The sequence below is a fragment of the Pseudomonas sp. NMI542_15 genome (assembly GCF_021283425.1).
Lineage (GTDB): Bacteria > Pseudomonadota > Gammaproteobacteria > Pseudomonadales > Pseudomonadaceae > Aquipseudomonas > Aquipseudomonas fortuita.
In genome coordinates, this window is record NZ_JAJSRO010000015.1 from 103278 (window position 1) to 119378 (window position 16101).

15 protein-coding genes are annotated in these 16101 nt (G+C 63.3%); 7 read left to right on the forward strand and 8 right to left on the reverse strand.

The genetic code is table 11. The annotated features are described in order from the left end of the window. Nucleotides 1-103: 103 nt before the first annotated feature. The 5 genes from LU684_RS20430 to LU684_RS20450 all read right to left on the reverse strand — a co-directional run bounded on the left by LU684_RS20430 (nt 104) and on the right by LU684_RS20450 (nt 3803). Nucleotides 104-1444 carry a sensor histidine kinase gene (locus LU684_RS20430; protein WP_102689259.1) on the reverse strand — a complete coding sequence of 447 codons (1341 nt, stop codon included), beginning with the start codon at nt 1442-1444 and terminating at the stop codon, nt 104-106. 60 nt (nt 1445-1504) lie between these two features. Continuing rightward, the gene (locus LU684_RS20435) at nt 1505-1921 is read right to left on the reverse strand and encodes a Spy/CpxP family protein refolding chaperone (protein ID WP_016488518.1); all 417 of its coding nucleotides are present in this window, start codon (nt 1919-1921) and stop codon (nt 1505-1507) included. Nucleotides 1922-2088: 167 nt separating this feature from the next. Further along, nucleotides 2089-2766 (reverse strand): response regulator transcription factor, encoded by a 678-nt coding sequence (locus LU684_RS20440; RefSeq protein ID WP_016488517.1) that lies wholly within the window; start codon nt 2764-2766, stop codon nt 2089-2091. A gap of 142 nt (nt 2767-2908) precedes the next feature. Further along, complete coding sequence (locus LU684_RS20445) at nt 2909-3208, reverse strand: YciI family protein (protein ID WP_016488516.1); 300 nt, start codon at nt 3206-3208, stop codon at nt 2909-2911. A gap of 1 nt (nt 3209) precedes the next feature. Beyond that, entirely contained in the window at nt 3210-3803 is a 594-nt protein-coding gene (locus tag LU684_RS20450) for a septation protein A (RefSeq protein WP_023048351.1), read from the reverse strand. A gap of 66 nt (nt 3804-3869) precedes the next feature. Between LU684_RS20450 and LU684_RS20455 the strand changes: the two genes are divergently transcribed. The 6 genes from LU684_RS20455 to LU684_RS20480 all read left to right on the forward strand — a co-directional run bounded on the left by LU684_RS20455 (nt 3870) and on the right by LU684_RS20480 (nt 10377). Next, the gene (locus LU684_RS20455) at nt 3870-4730 is read left to right on the forward strand and encodes a PHP domain-containing protein (protein WP_016488514.1); all 861 of its coding nucleotides are present in this window, start codon (nt 3870-3872) and stop codon (nt 4728-4730) included. A gap of 13 nt (nt 4731-4743) precedes the next feature. Further along, complete coding sequence (locus tag LU684_RS20460) at nt 4744-5373, forward strand: L-threonylcarbamoyladenylate synthase (RefSeq protein ID WP_060519139.1); 630 nt, start codon at nt 4744-4746, stop codon at nt 5371-5373. Nucleotides 5374-5498: 125 nt separating this feature from the next. Next, nucleotides 5499-6224, forward strand: coding sequence for a segregation and condensation protein A (locus LU684_RS20465; protein WP_161775556.1), 726 nt, complete (start codon nt 5499-5501; stop codon nt 6222-6224). After that, entirely contained in the window at nt 6211-6978 is a 768-nt protein-coding gene (gene scpB / locus LU684_RS20470; RefSeq protein WP_024717734.1) for an SMC-Scp complex subunit ScpB, read from the forward strand. Before LU684_RS20465 ends, scpB begins: the two co-directional genes overlap by 14 nt. A 183-nt stretch (nt 6979-7161) precedes the next feature. Continuing rightward, nucleotides 7162-8229 (forward strand): 23S rRNA pseudouridine(2605) synthase RluB, encoded by a 1068-nt coding sequence (rluB, locus tag LU684_RS20475; protein WP_016488510.1) that lies wholly within the window; start codon nt 7162-7164, stop codon nt 8227-8229. 729 nt (nt 8230-8958) lie between these two features. Beyond that, a complete protein-coding gene (locus tag LU684_RS20480) occupies nt 8959-10377 on the forward strand; it encodes an amino acid permease (protein WP_232894981.1) in 1419 nt (472 codons plus the stop codon). A gap of 75 nt (nt 10378-10452) precedes the next feature. Here LU684_RS20480 and LU684_RS20485 read toward each other — a convergent pair whose 3' ends face one another. Continuing rightward, nucleotides 10453-11337, reverse strand: a complete 885-nt coding sequence (locus LU684_RS20485; protein ID WP_232894982.1) for a LysR substrate-binding domain-containing protein — start codon at nt 11335-11337, stop codon at nt 10453-10455. Nucleotides 11338-11489: 152 nt separating this feature from the next. On the opposite strand from LU684_RS20485, the gene ydiJ reads away from it, so the two are divergent. Then, nucleotides 11490-14510 carry a D-2-hydroxyglutarate dehydrogenase YdiJ gene (gene ydiJ / locus LU684_RS20490; RefSeq protein ID WP_016488507.1) on the forward strand — a complete coding sequence of 1007 codons (3021 nt, stop codon included), beginning with the start codon at nt 11490-11492 and terminating at the stop codon, nt 14508-14510. 137 nt (nt 14511-14647) lie between these two features. Here ydiJ and LU684_RS20495 read toward each other — a convergent pair whose 3' ends face one another. Beyond that, nucleotides 14648-15847, reverse strand: coding sequence for an MFS transporter (locus LU684_RS20495; RefSeq protein WP_232894983.1), 1200 nt, complete (start codon nt 15845-15847; stop codon nt 14648-14650). Nucleotides 15848-15937: 90 nt separating this feature from the next. After that, complete coding sequence (locus LU684_RS30535) at nt 15938-16066, reverse strand: hypothetical protein (RefSeq protein ID WP_016488505.1); 129 nt, start codon at nt 16064-16066, stop codon at nt 15938-15940. Nucleotides 16067-16101 lie beyond the last annotated feature (35 nt).

Below are 16101 nucleotides of genomic sequence, written 5' to 3' on the forward strand. Positions count from 1 at the left end.
GGGGCAAGCCCGCTCCCACAGGTACTGTGCGGTGCCTGATACCTGCGCCGTACCTGTGGGAGCGGGCTTGCCCCGCGAAGAGGCCAGTGGCCTTTACATCACATTAACTGCCAGCAGCTTCAGCCAAGGGCAACTCCAGCCTGGCCACAAAGCCCCCCTGTGGGTGGTTATCCAGCACCAGTCTCCCGCCATGGCGCTCCGCCGCTTTGCGCGCAATCGCCAGCCCCAGGCCATGCCCTGGCGCGTCCTGCCCCGGCGCGCGGAAGAACGGCTCGCCCAGCTGCGCCAGATGCTCCGCTGCCGCCCCGGGCCCATGGTCACGCACGCTGATCACGATGTGGTCCTGCTCACGCACGGCGCTGACCTCGACCGGCTGCCCCACCGGGTTGAAGCGCAGGGCATTGCGCAGCAGGTTGTCGACGGCGCGCTCGATCAGCGTCGGCCAACCTTGCAGGGTCAACCCCGGCTGCGCCTCCAAGCGCACGTCCTGGTCCGGTGCGCTGAGCAAGGCGTCTTTGCGCACGCTGCCGAGCAGGGCATTGAGGTCGACCGGCTCGGCATGAGCCTGCTCCGCATCGACCCGGGCCAAGGCAAGGATTTCGCTGATCAGGTCTTCCAGCCGGTCGCACTCGCGGGTCAGGCGCGGCCACAAGGTCTCCCGCTGCTCAGGCCCGGCGCGCTCGGCCAAAGCCAGGGCAATGCGCAGCCTGGCCAGCGGCGAGCGCAACTCATGGGACACATCGCGCAGCAACTGGCGCTGGCTGCCAATGGTGCTTTGCAGGCGCGCGCCCATCTTGTTGAAGTCCTTGGCCAGCACGCCAAACTCGTCACGCCGTGCAGCCAGCTGCGCCAGGCTGTTCTGCTGGTAAGTGGTCTGCCCCAGGTCATGCACCGCGCTGCGCAGGCGGCTTAGCGGGCGGGTAATGGACAGGGTGACCAGCAGGCTGAACAGGGTCAGTACCACCAGCGCAATGCCCAAGGCACTGAGCGGCCACATCAGGCTTTCGCGGTGCCAGGCGTCCAGTGCAGGGTGGGGGATGCGGTAGATCAGCAGGTAGGTTTCGCCGGTCTCCGGGCTGGTGTATTCCTCGGTCAGCCGACGCCATGGCAGGCGCCGCTCGTCATTGTGCTGGCGTGCCTCGAAGGCCGCCGCACGGCGTGGGAAGGTGCCGGGCACCACAGCCTCGCCACTGTCATCGAGTACCTGCACGTCGATCTTGTAGCGATCTTTGCGCCGTTCCAGAAAGTGCTGTGCCGCATCCAGGCCTTGCTGCTCGTAATGCTTGGCCCACTTGCTGGCCAGGGTATTCAGGCCCGGGTGGCGGCTTAGGATCCAGGCATCCTGGTTGAGCATGTGGCCCAGCAGGATAGACAGGCCTGCGACCAGGGTGATAGCCAGCCAGAAACTGGCCAGGATGCGCCAGAACAGTGAACGCAAGTGCACCTCCTGTAAACGGTAAAAGCCCGGCCCGCGGGGAGGCGGGCCGGGCATCGGGCGGACAGCTTACTGAGCCTTGGTGCCTTTTTCAGCTTTCCAGGCCTGGAACTCCTGCCACTCGGCTTTCTTGGCGGCGCGTTCCTTTTGCAGTTCGTCGAACTTTTTCTGCTGTTCAGGTTTGAGCAGGTTGCGCACCGCAGTGTCGGTCTTGTCGCGGCTGGCTTGCAGCTCGTCTTTCATGGCTTTCTGGTCGGCGGCTGGCAGCTTGGCCAGGTAGCGCTCGGTGATGTCACGGCGCTGCTGCATCTGCTCGCCCATCAGCTTGCCGATCTGCTGGCGCTGGTCGCGGCTCAGGTCCAGTTGATGGAAAGGCGCATCACCGCGATGATGCGGGCCGTCGTGACGCGGGCCGCCTTCAGGCATGGCCATGGCCACGGTCGGCAGGGCGGCGGCGAACATCAGGGCGATAAGGGTCTTGCGCATGGTGTCTCTCCTTTCATAGGCCGGTGGTTACCGGATGAGCACAGTCTAGGGAGATCACCGTCAAGCGCAGTCAGGGGATGGTAAAGGCACTGTAAAGAACAGTTCCAAGCTCCAGGCTGCAAGTGAAGCCGATTGCGATCTTGCGCCTTCTTGTAGCTTGCAGCGAGTTACAGGCAGTAGTAATAGCCACGGCTACGCAGCGCCACGATACGTGGCCTGCCATCGGCATGCGGCCCGATCTTCTTGCGCAGGTTACTGACATGCATGTCCAGGCTGCGGTCGTACAGGGTCAGTTTGCGCCCCAGGCCGATTTGCGCCAGCTCCTGCTTGTCCAGCGGTTCGCCAGGCTGGCGCAGCAGGGCTTCAAGAATGCGGCTTTCGGACAGGGTCAGGGTCATTTCACGGCCGTCGATGCTGGCCACGCCGCGCGCAGGGCTGTACACCAGGTCGCCCAGTTCCACCTGGCTGGTGGTGGCGGTGGGGTGGCTGCGGCGCAACACTGCTCGCAGACGGGCCGTGAGCTCGCGCGGGTCGCAAGGTTTGGCCAGGTAGTCGTCGGCGCCCAGCTCCAGGCCAAGAATGCGGTCCAGCGGCTCGCCCCGTGCAGAGAGCATCAGCACCGGCAGCTCGGTGTGCTCGCTGCGCAATTGCTTGAGCAATTCCAGGCCGCTGCCATCGGGCAGCATCACATCCAGTACCACGGCCGCCGGAGCGTGCTCGGCCAGGGCCTGGCGTGCGCTCAGGCCATCATGGCACGCACGCACGGTGAACCCTTCCTGGGTCAGCCAGCTGCCGAGCAGCTCGCACAGTTCCTGGTCATCATCAATCAGTAACAGCTCGCTCATGACTCACTCAATTCAACCATTGACGGCGGCTATTCGGCCCGCCAGTGGCAAAGATACCGCAGACTGATGGCAGCCGTATAACTACTGGTGCCGTGTCAGCTTCTTCGCGGGCTTGCCCGCGAGGAAGCGACTTGGTCTCAGATCAAGGCAATACTTGCTTGAACGGCTTGACGACGACGTTGTCGTACACGCCCGCCGCAATGTAAGGATCGGCATCGGCCCAGGCCTGCGCCGCGGCCAGCGATTCGAATTCGGCAACGATCAGGCTACCGCTGAAACCGGCTTCGCCCGGGTCGTTGCTGTCGATGGCTGGGTGGGGGCCGGCCAGCACCACGCGGCCTTCGGCCTTGAGCTGCTGCAGGCGTTCGATGTGCGCCGGGCGGGCAGCCAGGCGCTTTTCCAGGGAGTTTGCGACGTCGCTGGCGATGATGGCGTAGAGCATGTCAATCCTTGGGTTTGGTAGTAGAAGGGTCGTCGTGCAGGTGGCGCGACAGGTACACGCCTTGCGCCACCAGGAAGATCACGGTCATGCCCAGGCTGCCGAACACCTTGAAGTCCACCCAGAAGTCCTGGAAGGTAAAGGCGACGAACAGGTTGGCCGCGCCGCAGAACAGGAAGAAACCGATCCAGGCAACGTTCAGGCGGGTCCAGACGGCATCGGGCAGGGTCAGGGCGTGGCCCATGATGCGCTTGATCAGCACCCGATCGCCGATGAAATGGCTGCCGGCAAAGCCCAGGGCGAACAGCCAGTTCACCACCGGCGCTTTCCACTTGAGGAAGGTTTCGCTATGGAAGGTCAGGGTCAGGCCGCCGAATACCAGGCAGGCCACCAGCGTCAGCCATTGGCCCTTTTCCAGCCTGCGTTGGCGCAGGAACAGCGCACCGTACACCACCAGCGAGCTGATGATCAGCATGGCCGTGGCACTGTAGATGCCGCCGAATTCGAAGCTGTGGCCGGCGACTTCCATGGGGCGCGGGTCAAGCTTGTAGACGATGAAGAACAGCAGCAGCGGGATGAAATCGATGAATTGTTTCACAATGGCAGCCAGAATCGGGATGTGACGGCATAATAACAAACATCGATTCCAGCGAAAGCGCTCTCCATGAATGTTGATCTGCACTGTCACAGCACGGCCTCCGACGGCGCCCTGTCGCCCTCGGTACTGGTTGCCCGGGCCCATGAGCACGGGGTGCAAACGCTGGCACTGACTGACCACGACACCCTCGAAGGCCTGCCCGAAGCCCGCCAGGCCTGCATTGAGCGGGGCATGCGCTGGGTCAGCGGGGTGGAATTGTCGTGCACCTGGGGTGGCGCGACCATCCATGTGCTGGGTTATGACTTCCCGCTGGACGCGCCGCCCTTGCTGGCGGCCATTGAAGCGCTGCACCGTGGCCGCTGGCTGCGCGCCGAAGAAATAGACAAACGGCTGGCAGCCAAGGGCATGCCCGGCACACTCGAGGGCGCCCGCGCCGTACAGCACGAGCTGGGCGACAGCGGCAACGCCCCGGCGCGCCCCCATTTTGCCGAGTACCTAGTGCGTGCCGGGCACGTCAAGGACCGCGGCGAGGCGTTTCGCAAGTGGCTGGGTGCCGGCAAGCTGGGCGACGTCAAGCAGCATTGGCCGACCCTCGACGAAACTGTCGCCACCCTGCGGCAGTCCAAAGCGTGGGTGAGCCTTGCACACCCCATGCACTACGACCTGACCCGCAGCAAGCGCAGAAGGCTGATTGCCGACTATATTCAGGCAGGCGGGCAGGCACTTGAGGTGGTCAACGGGATGATGCCGGCCGAGCAGGTGGGCACGATGTCCATCCTTACTCGTGAGTTCGGCCTGCTGGCAAGCGCTGGCAGTGACTTCCATGGCCCCGGCACCTGGGGAGAGATCGGTGCCTACCGGCCTTTGCCCGAGGATCTGCCACCTCTGTGGCGTCGATTCAGCCATGAACAGCCTTTGGCGCTATGAACAGGATGACTACGTGAGCCAATTTTTCCAGATTCATTCGGAGAACCCACAAGCGCGCCTGATAAAACAGGCCGTCGAGATCATCCGCAAGGGTGGCGTGGTGGTTTACCCGACCGACTCGGCCTACGCGCTGGGCTGCCAGATTGGCGATAAAAACGCCATCGAGCGGGTTCGGCGCTTGCGCCAGTTGGACAAGCAGCACAACTTCACGCTGCTGTGCTGCGACTTGTCGCAAATGGGGTTGTTCGCCAAGATCGATACGTCTACGTTCCGCCTGCTCAAAGCGCACATTCCGGGGCCTTATACCTTCATTCTCAATGCCACCCGCGAGGTACCGCGGTTGCTGATGCACGAGAAACGGCGGACCATTGGATTGCGCGTGCCATCCAACCCGATCGTGCTGGCTCTGCTAGAAGAGCTGGGCGAGCCGTTGATGAGCGTGAGCTTGATCTTGCCGCCCGAAACAGAGCCGATGACCGACCCCCACGAGATCCGTCAGCGCCTGGAGCACCATGTCGATCTGATCATCGATGGCGGTTTTGGCGATCTCAAGGCGTCGACCGTCATTGACCTCACTGGCGATGAGCCCGCCCTGATCCGCGAAGGCTGCGGCGACCCCACGCCGTTTATGGTCAACGCGTGAGCCAGATGGAAGCGCCCGAGGCACCGGCTGAGCAGGCCGAGTCGCCTCGGCAGTTGCAACTGGCCCTGGTCTACGGCGAAGCCCTGACCGAAATGCCGCTGGACCTGTACATTCCGCCGGATGCCCTGGAAGTCATCCTGGAAGCCTTCGAAGGGCCGCTCGACCTCTTGCTGTACCTGATCCGCAAGCAGAACATCGACATCCTTGACATCCCGGTGGCGGAAATCACCCGTCAGTACATGGGCTACGTGGAACTGATGAAAAGCGTGCGCCTGGAGTTGGCTGCCGAGTACCTGGTGATGGCCGCCATGCTCGCCGAGATCAAGTCGCGCATGCTGCTGCCGCGTTCGGCCGATGTCGAGGAGGAGGAGGGCGACCCGCGCGCCGAGCTGATCCGCCGTCTGCAGGAGTACGAACGTTTCAAGGCCGCAGCCGAGGGCATTGACGACCTGCCAAGGGTGGGCCGCGAGGTCGTTGTGCCGCGCCTGGAAGCACCGCAGGCCAAGGTCCGCAAGCTGTTGCCGCAGGTCAGCCTGGAAGAGTTGCTGATGTCCATGGCCGAGGTCATGCGCCGCAACGACCTGTTCGAAAGCCATCAGATCAGCCGTGAGACCTTGTCCACCCGTGAGCGCATGAGCCAGGTGCTGGAGCGCCTCAAGGGCGGTGCTTTCGTGCCGTTCGGCGACCTGTTTGCCGCCGAAGAGGGCAAGCTGGGTGTGGTGGTGACCTTCATGGCGGTTCTCGAACTGGTGAAGGAATCGCTGATCGAACTGGTGCAGAATGAACCCTTCGCCGCTATCCATGTGCGGCTTCGCCCAGCGCTTGTTGAAGAACCTGATGAACCTGAATGACCCCCGCGACCTGGCGTCACTGATCGAAGCTTTTTTGCTGGCTTCGGGCAAGCCGCAATCCCTGGAGCGCCTGTACGAGCTGCTCGAAGAGGCCGAGCGCCCCGAGCCCCAGGTATTCAAGCAGGCCCTTGAGGTGCTGGGCAAGTCGTGCAGCGGCCGTGCCTTCGAGCTCAAGGAAGTGGCCAGCGGCTACCGCCTGCAGATTCGCGAGGACTTTGCGCCCTGGGTCGGGCGCCTGTGGGAAGAGCGCCCGCAGCGTTATTCGCGCGCGCTGCTCGAAACCCTGGCCCTGATCGCCTACCGCCAGCCCATCACCCGTGGCGAGATCGAAGACGTGCGGGGCGTGGCGGTGAACAGCAATATCATCAGGACCATGGTCGAGCGCGAGTGGATTCGCGTGGTTGGCTACCGCGAAGTGCCCGGGCGGCCAGCGATGTTTGCCACCACCAAGGCGTTTCTCGACCATTTCAACCTCAAGAGCCTGGATGAGCTGCCGGCCCTGGCCGAGCTGCGCGAAATGGAGCCGGAGCCGCTGCTCGACCCGGATGATGCGCCAGTGCCCGCGCACCTGCAGGCGTTGGCAGATGCCAGCCTTGGGGAAGAAGACGTTTCTGAGCCAAAGGACGAAACCAGCTTCCGTAGTTTGCTGGTGGAGCTGGATGCCATGGAGGAGGGGTTGAAGATCGATTTTGATGACTTGCGCGAGGAGGAGCCTGAGGCTTCTCTGGGGGAAGAGGGCAAGTTACAGCCCTGATTCTTCTCTTGGCGACAGGGCCAGTGAGATCAACACAAGACCACTAGGCTGAAACCTCTCCCAATGCGTGCAAAACCCTCTAACCTCCAGTGCGTTCCATTGCCGAACCGCGTATGATGCGCGGCCTTTTGGCGCGTTCGTCGCCAAGAACCTGTTTTCATTCCTACACCGGGAGGTGCCCAGATGAGTGAGCAAGACCTGCAAGATACCGAGATCACCCCACCCGCTGGCGAAAAGCTGCAGAAAGTGCTGGCGCGCATTGGCGTGGGTTCGCGCCGTGACGTCGAGGCCTGGATCAGCCAGGGCCGCATCAAGGTCAACGGCGTCGCAGCCACCCTTGGCCAGCGCGTCGACCTGCACGACGCCATTGCCGTAGACGGCAAGCTGATCAAGCGCGAAGAGGCCGCCGAGGCCACTCGCCGGGTGATCATGTACAACAAGCCTGATGGTGAAATCTGCACCCGCGACGACCCTGAAGGCCGCCCGACCGTGTTCGACCGCCTGCCACGGCCAAAAGAGGGCCGCTGGATCAACATCGGCCGCCTCGACATCAACACCACCGGCTTGCTGCTGTTCACCACCGACGGTGAGTTGGCCAACCGCCTGATGCACCCGTCCTACGAGATGGACCGTGAGTACGCGGTACGGGTGCGTGGTGAAGTCGACGACGAGATGATCGAGCGCCTGAAAGCCGGCGTGATGCTGGAAGACGGCCCGGCGAAGTTCACCGACATCCAGAAGGCACCGGGTGGCGAAGGTTTCAACCACTGGTACCACTGCGTGGTGATGGAAGGCCGTAACCGTGAGGTGCGTCGCCTGTGGGAATCCCAGGGCATGGTGGTCAGCCGCCTGAAGCGCGTGCGTTTCGGCCCGGTGTTCCTCAACTCTGACCTGCCGATGGGCCGCTGGCGTGAAATGACCCAGGGCGAAATCGACATCCTGGCCGCCGAAGTGGGCCTGCAGCCAGTCGCGCTGCCTGCCATGAAGCTCAAGGCCAAGGACAAGATGGAGCGCCTGCAGCGCAAGTCGACCCGCCCGCTGGGCCGTGGCGAGCGCGTGCGCAACCTGCGCCCGGCTCACGAAGGTGCTGCTACCGGCGAGCGTCCGGCGCGTCAGCCGCGTGAAGAGGCCCCGCGTAAACCTAACCGTGGCAGCACGGTGGCCGAGCGCCCGAGCGAGATGCGCAAACGTACCGGCAAGCCTGAGGGTGACAAGCCGGCAGGCCGTGGTCGCGGCAAGCCGCGTGGCTGATAAGCCAGTGTGGTAATCAAGAAACCAGCCTTCGGGCTGGTTTTTTTATGCCTGTAGGGGCGCGGCCGCTTCGACAGCTACCGCGTCAATTTGAGGTCTTGCGCGGTCCTTGTAGCGGCCTTGACGAGGCACTGGACCGGTCGGAAAGGGCCGCATAGCGGCCCCAAGATATTGAACAAAAAAGATTTTTCGGACGACTGGCAAGTTCCTGAACCGCCGTGTAAAGAAATTTATACGAATGTAGCCGTTTTCAGTCCGCATTTCAGATCGCGCCCGGTCGTGTAAACAAACCTTGCCGGCGTCCATGTGCCAAAGCCGCGCCCCTGGCCCGACCCACCCTTGCCCAAACCCCCGTCCCCACGGTGTTATAGCCACCATTGCCGTGTGCAACAGCCCGTCCACAGCGCCGGGCTGACAAAACAACAAATGGAGGCGCCATGTACGCCGATCACTCCGCCTTTGAAGGCCCACACCACAGGATCGCTGCGTTTTTTCCGGATGGAAGGACGCAACGCGTTGACGCCTGCGCGTTTGCAGGGGTATACAGTGCGCCGCGTTTTACCTGTGACCCTCTTGCGTACCGCGCACTCTTGATCACGCCTGGTTGACCCGCTCCGGCGGCACCTGAGGTCAAGAAACCCAAGGTAACCACCTTGCTCATTCCGCTGCGCCACGAGCGCGGTGGGTCCGATTCCGTCACAGATAAAAACAATGCAGGTGACTTCGTTCATGAGTGGACAAAACATGCATTCAGGCGAGCTCAAGCGGGGCCTGAAGAACCGCCATATCCAGTTGATCGCCCTTGGTGGTGCGATTGGTACCGGCCTGTTCCTCGGCTCGGCAGGCGTGATGAAATCCGCCGGCCCGTCAATGATCCTTGGCTACGCCATTTGCGGCTTCATCGCTTTCATGATCATGCGCCAGCTTGGCGAAATGATTGTTGAAGAGCCGGTGGCCGGCTCGTTCAGCCATTTTGCCCACACCTACTGGGGTGGTTTCGCCGGCTTCCTGTCGGGCTGGAACTGCTGGGTGCTGTACATCCTGGTCGGCATGTCGGAGCTTTCGGCGGTCGGCAAGTATGTTCACTACTGGTGGCCGGAGATCCCGACCTGGGTCACGGCGGCGGCGTTCTTCGTGCTGATCAACGCCATCAACCTGATGAACGTGAAGTTCTTCGGTGAAGCCGAATTCTGGTTTGCCATCATCAAGGTCGTGGCCATCGTCAGCATGATCGGCCTGGGTGCCTACCTGCTCACCAGTGGCAGCGGTGGCCCGGACGCCACCATCGCCAACCTGTGGTCGCATGGCGGTTTCTTCCCGAACGGTGTCAGCGGGCTGGTAATGGCCCTGGCGTTCATCATGTTCTCCTTCGGTGGCCTGGAAATGCTCGGCTTCACCGCTGCCGAGGCCGACAAGCCGAAGACCGTGATCCCCAAGGCGATCAACCAGGTCATCTACCGCATCCTGATCTTCTATGTCGGTGCGCTGGTGGTACTGCTGTCGTTGACCCCGTGGGACGACCTGGTTGCCAGTATCGATGCCTCGGGTGGCAGCTATGGCAGCAGCCCGTTCGTGCAGGTGTTCTCGCTGCTGGGCAGTGATGTGGCCGCCCACTTGCTGAACTTCGTGGTGCTGACCGCAGCGCTGTCGGTGTACAACAGCGGCACCTACTGCAACGCCCGCATGCTGCTGGGCATGGCCGAGCAGGGCGATGCCCCGGCGTCGCTGGCCAAGGTCGACAAGCGTGGCGTGCCAGTGCGTTCGATCCTGGTGTCGGCCGCGGTGACCTTTGTCGCCGTGCTGCTCAACTACCTGATGCCTCAGAACGCCCTGGAGCTGCTGATGTCGCTGGTAGTGGCCACCCTGGTGATCAACTGGGCGATGATCAGCTATTCGCACCTGAAGTTCCGTCAGCACATGGACCGTACCGGCCAGAAGCCGCTGTTCAAGGCGCTGTGGTACCCCTACGGCAACTATGTGGTACTGGCCTTCGTGGTGCTGATTCTGGGCATCATGCTGATGATCCCGGGCATCCAGGTTTCGGTGTATGCGATCCCTGTGTGGCTGTTTGCGATGTTTGTTGTCTACATGGTCAAGCCGCGCCGCAGGATGAATGCCGGTGGGGTGGCGGGTACCGCAGCCAAGTAAGCAACCCAACGTAGTAAGAAGAAACCCCAAGCCAGGTGACCGGCTTGGGGTTTTTTATTGCCTGTGCCGGCCTCTTCAGATCTGTTCCAGCAACCAGCCCCTGAATGCCCGTAACGACGGCAAGGCCTCATTCCTGGGCGGGTAGATCAGGTAGTAACTGCGCTGGCTGGCAAACGCCACCCCAGGGCTGTACAGCTCTGCCTTGGCCAACTCCTCCTCTACCAGAATGCGCGGCACCAGGCCAATGCCAATCCCGGCGCGCACTGCCTGAATCAGGTGCGAAGTCAGCTCAAAGCTCGGCCCCAGGCGCATCGACCGGTGCGGCAGGCCATGGTGCGAGAACCACTCGCCCCAGGCGTGCGGGTTGTTCGCCACATTCAGCAGCACCTCTTCGCTTATCCTTGCCGGGCTCCAGGCCTGGCTAACCGCGGCGGCCTCCGGCGGCAGGATCACCACCAGTTCCTCGGCATGCAGGCGATGGCAGATGAGCCCCGGCAGATCGTGGCTGGCCACACCGATGGCCGCATCGATTTCGCTGGTGTCGAAGTTGATGGCTTCGATGCGTGAATGAATGTGCACCAGCATGCCTGGGTGGGCGTTATAGAACGCATGCAACCTCGGCAGCAGCCATTTCGAGCCGAAGGTAGGCAGCGTGGCCAGGCGCAAGGTGCCTATCCCTGACTGGTAGGCCAGTGCCTGCAGGGTGGCGCTGCGGATGCGCCCCAGTGCCTCACTGAGCTCGCGCTGGTACAGGCGGCCGACATCGGTCAGTTGCACCTGGCGGCCCTCGCGGCGGAACAGGGTCAGGCCCAGTTGCTGTTCCAGCGCCTGCACCTGGCGGCTGACCGCGCTCTGGGTCAGTGAAAGCTCGGCAGCGGCGCGGGTGTAGCTTTCATGCCGGGCGGCGGCCTCGAATGCCAGCAGCAGCGACATGGAAGGTGTCAGGTGGCGGTAATTCATTCATGAAAGTCATTGATAGCGGCAGGATTATCCGTTTGCCCTTGAGGCGAAACTACAGGAACATTGGCCTATACGTCATCCCCGCATGGCAACACTTATGCTGCGGTGACAGGAATCCCGTGAATTAGCCAATATCAAGAGGCCATCCTTCGATGATCGCCCAGCTGCCGACCGTTGCACCGAGCGCCGACTACCCAGAATTCCTCGAAGCCTTGCGCAACAGCGGCTTCCGTGGCCAGATCAGTGCCGACTACGGCACCCGCACCGTACTGGCCACCGATAACTCGATCTACCAGCGCTTGCCCCAGGCGGCGGTGTTCCCGCTGGACGCCGATGATGTGGCGCGGGTTGCCACGCTGATGAGCGAGGCGCGCTTCCAGCAGGTCAAGCTGACCCCGCGCGGCGGTGGCACCGGCACCAACGGCCAGTCGCTGACCGATGGCATCGTCGTCGACCTGTCGCGGCACATGAACAAGATCCTCGAAATCAATGTCGAGGAGCGCTGGGTACGGGTGCAGGCCGGTACGGTGAAGGACCAGCTCAATGCTGCGCTCAAACCGCACGGTCTGTTCTTCGCCCCCGAGCTGTCCACCTCCAACCGCGCCACCGTTGGCGGCATGATCAATACCGACGCCAGCGGGCAGGGCAGTTGCACCTATGGCAAGACCCGCGACCACGTGCTGGAGTTGCACAGCGTGCTGCTCGGTGGCGAGCGCCTGCACAGCCTGCCGATTGACGATGCCGCGCTGGAACAGGCCTGTGCCGCCCCCGGCCGGGTCGGCGAGGTGTACCGCATGGCCCGCGACATTCAGGAAACCCAGGCTGAGCTGATCGAAGCCACCTTCCCCAAGCTCAACCGTTGCCTGACCGGCTACGACCTGGCGCACCTGCGCGATGAGCAGGGCCGTTTCAACCTCAACAGCGTGCTGTGTGGCGCTGAGGGCTCGCTGGGCTATGTGGTTGAAGCCAAGCTCAACGTGCTGCCGATCCCCAAGTACGCGGTGCTGGTCAACGTGCGCTACACCAGTTTCATGGATGCCCTGCGCGACGCCAACGCGCTGATGGCGCACAAGCCGCTGTCGATCGAAACCGTCGACTCCAAGGTGTTGATGCTGGCGATGAAAGACATCGTCTGGCACAGCGTTGCCGAATACTTCCCGGCCGACCCCGAGCGCCCGACCTTGGGTATCAACCTGGTGGAGTTCTGTGGCGATGAGCCGGCCGAGGTCAACGCCAGGGTGCAGGCCTTTGTCGAACACTTGCAGGCGGACACCAGCGTCGAGCGGCTGGGGCATACCTTGGCCGAAGGCGCCGAGGCGGTCACCCGTGTCTACGTCATGCGCAAGCGCTCGGTGGGCCTGCTGGGTAACGTCGAGGGCGAGGTGCGCCCGCAGCCGTTCGTCGAAGACACCGCGGTGCCGCCGGAGCAGCTGGCCGACTACATCGCCGACTTCCGCGCGCTGCTCGATGGCTACGGCCTGGCCTACGGCATGTTCGGCCACGTCGATGCCGGCGTACTGCACGTGCGCCCGGCGCTGGACATGAAAGACCCCGCGCAAGCTGCGTTGGTCAAGCCGATTTCCGATGCAGTGGCGGCGCTGACCAAAAGTTACGGTGGCTTGCTGTGGGGCGAACACGGCAAAGGCCTGCGCTCCGAGTACGTGCCGGAGTACTTCGGCGAGCTGTACCCGGCGCTGCAGCGCCTGAAAGGTGCCTTCGACCCGCACAACCAGCTCAACCCGGGCAAGATCTGCACTCCGCCGGGCAGCACCGAGGGCCTGACCCCGGTCGATGGCGTGACCCTGCGCGGCGACCTCGACCGCACCATCGATGAGCGTGTGTGGCAGGATTTCCCCAGTGCCGTGCACTGCAACGGTAACGGCGCCTGCTACAACTACGACCCCAACGACGCCATGTGCCCGTCCTGGAAGGCCACCCGCGAACGCCAGCATTCGCCCAAGGGCCGTGCTTCGTTGATGCGCGAGTGGCTGCGCCTGCAGGGCGAGGCGAACATCGACGTGCTGGCCGCGGCGCGCAACAAGGTGTCGTGGCTCAAGGGCCTGCCAGCGCGGCTGCGCAACAACCGCGCACGCAGCCAGGGGCAGGAAGATTTCTCCCATGAAGTGTACGACGCCATGGCCGGTTGCCTGGCGTGCAAGTCGTGCGCCGGGCAGTGCCCGATCAAGGTCAACGTGCCGGATTTCCGTTCACGCTTCCTTGAGCTGTACCACGGCCGCTACCAGCGCCCGCTGCGTGACTACCTGATCGGCTCGCTGGAGTTCAGCATTCCGTACCTGGCCCACGCGCCAGGGCTTTACAACGCGGTGATGGGGTCGAAGTGGGTAACCCGGCTGCTGGCCGACAAGATCGGCATGGTCGACAGCCCGCTGATCAGCCGTTTCAACTTCCAGGCCACCCTGACCCGCTGCCGCGTTGGTGTGGCCAGCGTACCGGCCCTGCGTGAACTGACCCCGGCCCAGCGCGAGCGCAGCATCGTGCTGGTGCAGGACGCCTTTACCCGCTATTTCGAAACGCCGCTGCTGTCGGCCTTCATCGACCTGGCCCATCGCCTCGGTCATCGGGTGTTCCTGGCGCCGTACAGCGCCAACGGCAAGCCGCTGCACGTGCAGGGTTTCCTTGGCGCATTCGCCAAGGCGGCGATCCGCAACGCCACCCAGCTCAAGGCCCTGGCCGACTGTGGCGTGCCGCTGGTGGGCCTGGACCCGGCGATGACCCTGGTGTATCGCCAGGAATACCAGAAAGTGCCGGGGTTGGAAGATTGCCCTAAGGTGCTGTTGCCGCAGGAGTGGCTGATGGATGTGCTGCCCGAGCAGGCGCCGACCGCGCCGGGCAACTTCCGCCTGATGGCCCATTGCACCGAAAAGACCAACGTACCGGCCAGCACAAGGCAGTGGGAGCAGGTGTTTGCCCGGTTGGGCCTGAAGCTGGTTACCGAGGCGACGGGTTGCTGCGGCATGTCCGGTACCTACGGGCATGAGGCGCGTAACCAGGAAACATCGCGGACCATCTTTGAGCAGAGCTGGGCCACCAAGCTGGACAAGGAGGGGGAGCCGCTAGCAACGGGCTACTCGTGCCGTAGCCAGGTCAAGCGCATGACCGAGCGCAAGATGCGCCACCCGCTGGAAGTGGTGTTGCAGTACGCCCAGCGTTAACCTTCAGGGGCTCGGGGCTGCTTTGCAGCCCATCGCCGGCAAGCCAGCTCCCACAGGATCACCGCAGGCCTGAACTTTGTGGTGATCCTGTGGGGGCTGGCTTGCCGGCGATAGGGCCAGTGCAGGCAATGCAAGGGTCAGGCTTCTTGCCCCCGATCTCTAGGCCGCCGCGCCTGCCTGTACAGATACAGGCTCAACACCAGCCCGCAAGCCGCGGCAGCCGCCGCAAACAGAAACATCGAAGCAAACCCGAACCCCGCCGCCACCGCGCCCACCAGTGGCCCGGTCACCCCCAGCGACAAATCGATGAACAGCGAATACGCCCCCACCGCCGCGCCGCGGTTGGCCGCCGACACCTGGTTCACCGCCTCCACGCCCAATGCCGGGAACACCAGCGAGAAACCAAACCCGCTCAGTGCTGCACCCGCCAATGCCAGTTCGGCACTGGGGGCCAGCCACAGCATCAGCAGCCCGAGTGTTTCCACCGACAGGCAGGCAATCGCCACCCGGAACCCGCCAATCCGGTTGATCAGGTTGCCGAACAGCAATCGCGCGCTGATGAAGCTGGCGCCGAACAGGCTCAGGGTCAACGCCGCATCGGCCCAGCCACGGCTGGCGTAGTACAGGGTGATGAAGGTGGCGATGGTGCCAAAGCCGATTGAGCCCAGGGCCAGTCCCGAGCCATGCGGGAACACCTTGCCCAGCACCCGCAGGAACGGCAGGCGTACACCGCTGACAATAGGCGCGGCCCGCTTGGGCCAGGCCAGCAGCAGGCCGAGGGCGCACAGCAGGATGATGCTGACGCCCATGCTCCACAGCCCCAGGCTCTTGACCATCAGTACGCCCAGCGGAGCGCCGATGGCCAGGGCGCCATAGCTGGCGATGCCGTTCCAGGAGATGACCTTGGCGGTGTTTTCGGCGCCTACCCGGCCGATGCCCCAGCCAATAGCGCCCGAGCCCACCAGGCTTTCGGCGCTGCCCAGCACCAGGCGGCCAACCAGCAGGCAGGTCAGGCTCAGCCAAGGCAGGTGGGTAAGGAAGGCGCACGCCAGCATGAACACCCCGCTAAGCCCGCAGCCGACCAAGCCATACATGACTGCTTTCTTGCTGCCATGGTTGTCGATGATGCGGCTGGCGGTAGGGCGGCTGAGCAGGGTGGCGAGGTACTGCACGCTGATCACCAGGCCGGCGACTACGGTGCTGAAACCCAGGTCGTTATGCACATAGCCGGGCAACACGGCCAGTGGAATGCCGATGTTCAGGTAGCCGATGAAGGTGAAGAGGACGATGGAGACGACTTGCAGGGTGACCGCAAGGGGGCGCGGTGAGTCGGGCATGGGGACCTACGTGTGTTCAGGACGGTGTGAAAACGTGATGACGGGGGTAGCCCGCAGGTCAGCCGTTTTCACACAGTCGGGGATGCGCAGTTATTCCTGGTCAGCGCTGGATTGATCGTCACCATCCTGCTCGACGGCAGCTGCCGGTTCGGCGTGAACGGTCACGGATGGCTCTTCTGGGTTCAGGCTTGGGAAGGGAAGATTCGGGATTTCGTGCATCTCGTCGTTCCTCGCAAGTGTGAGTGAAAAGTCTG

What these genes read in the sequence shown, in the direction of transcription:
- LU684_RS20435 (WP_016488518.1), bottom strand. Translation starts at nt 1,921, where the DNA reads ATGCGCAAGACCCTTATCGCCCTGATGTTCGCCGCCGCCCTGCCGACC.
- LU684_RS20440 (WP_016488517.1), bottom strand. Translation starts at nt 2,766, where the DNA reads ATGAGCGAGCTGTTACTGATTGATGATGACCAGGAACTGTGCGAGCTG.
- LU684_RS20445 (WP_016488516.1), bottom strand. Translation starts at nt 3,208, where the DNA reads ATGCTCTACGCCATCATCGCCAGCGACGTCGCAAACTCCCTGGAAAAG.
- LU684_RS20455 (WP_016488514.1), top strand. Translation starts at nt 3,870, where the DNA reads ATGAATGTTGATCTGCACTGTCACAGCACGGCCTCCGACGGCGCCCTG.
- scpB (WP_024717734.1), top strand. Translation starts at nt 6,211, where the DNA reads ATGAACCTGAATGACCCCCGCGACCTGGCGTCACTGATCGAAGCTTTT.
- rluB (WP_016488510.1), top strand. Translation starts at nt 7,162, where the DNA reads ATGAGTGAGCAAGACCTGCAAGATACCGAGATCACCCCACCCGCTGGC.
- LU684_RS20480 (WP_232894981.1), top strand. Translation starts at nt 8,959, where the DNA reads ATGAGTGGACAAAACATGCATTCAGGCGAGCTCAAGCGGGGCCTGAAG.
- LU684_RS20485 (WP_232894982.1), bottom strand. Translation starts at nt 11,337, where the DNA reads ATGAATTACCGCCACCTGACACCTTCCATGTCGCTGCTGCTGGCATTC.
- ydiJ (WP_016488507.1), top strand. Translation starts at nt 11,490, where the DNA reads ATGATCGCCCAGCTGCCGACCGTTGCACCGAGCGCCGACTACCCAGAA.
- LU684_RS20495 (WP_232894983.1), bottom strand. Translation starts at nt 15,847, where the DNA reads ATGCCCGACTCACCGCGCCCCCTTGCGGTCACCCTGCAAGTCGTCTCC.
- LU684_RS30535 (WP_016488505.1), bottom strand. Translation starts at nt 16,066, where the DNA reads ATGCACGAAATCCCGAATCTTCCCTTCCCAAGCCTGAACCCAGAAGAG.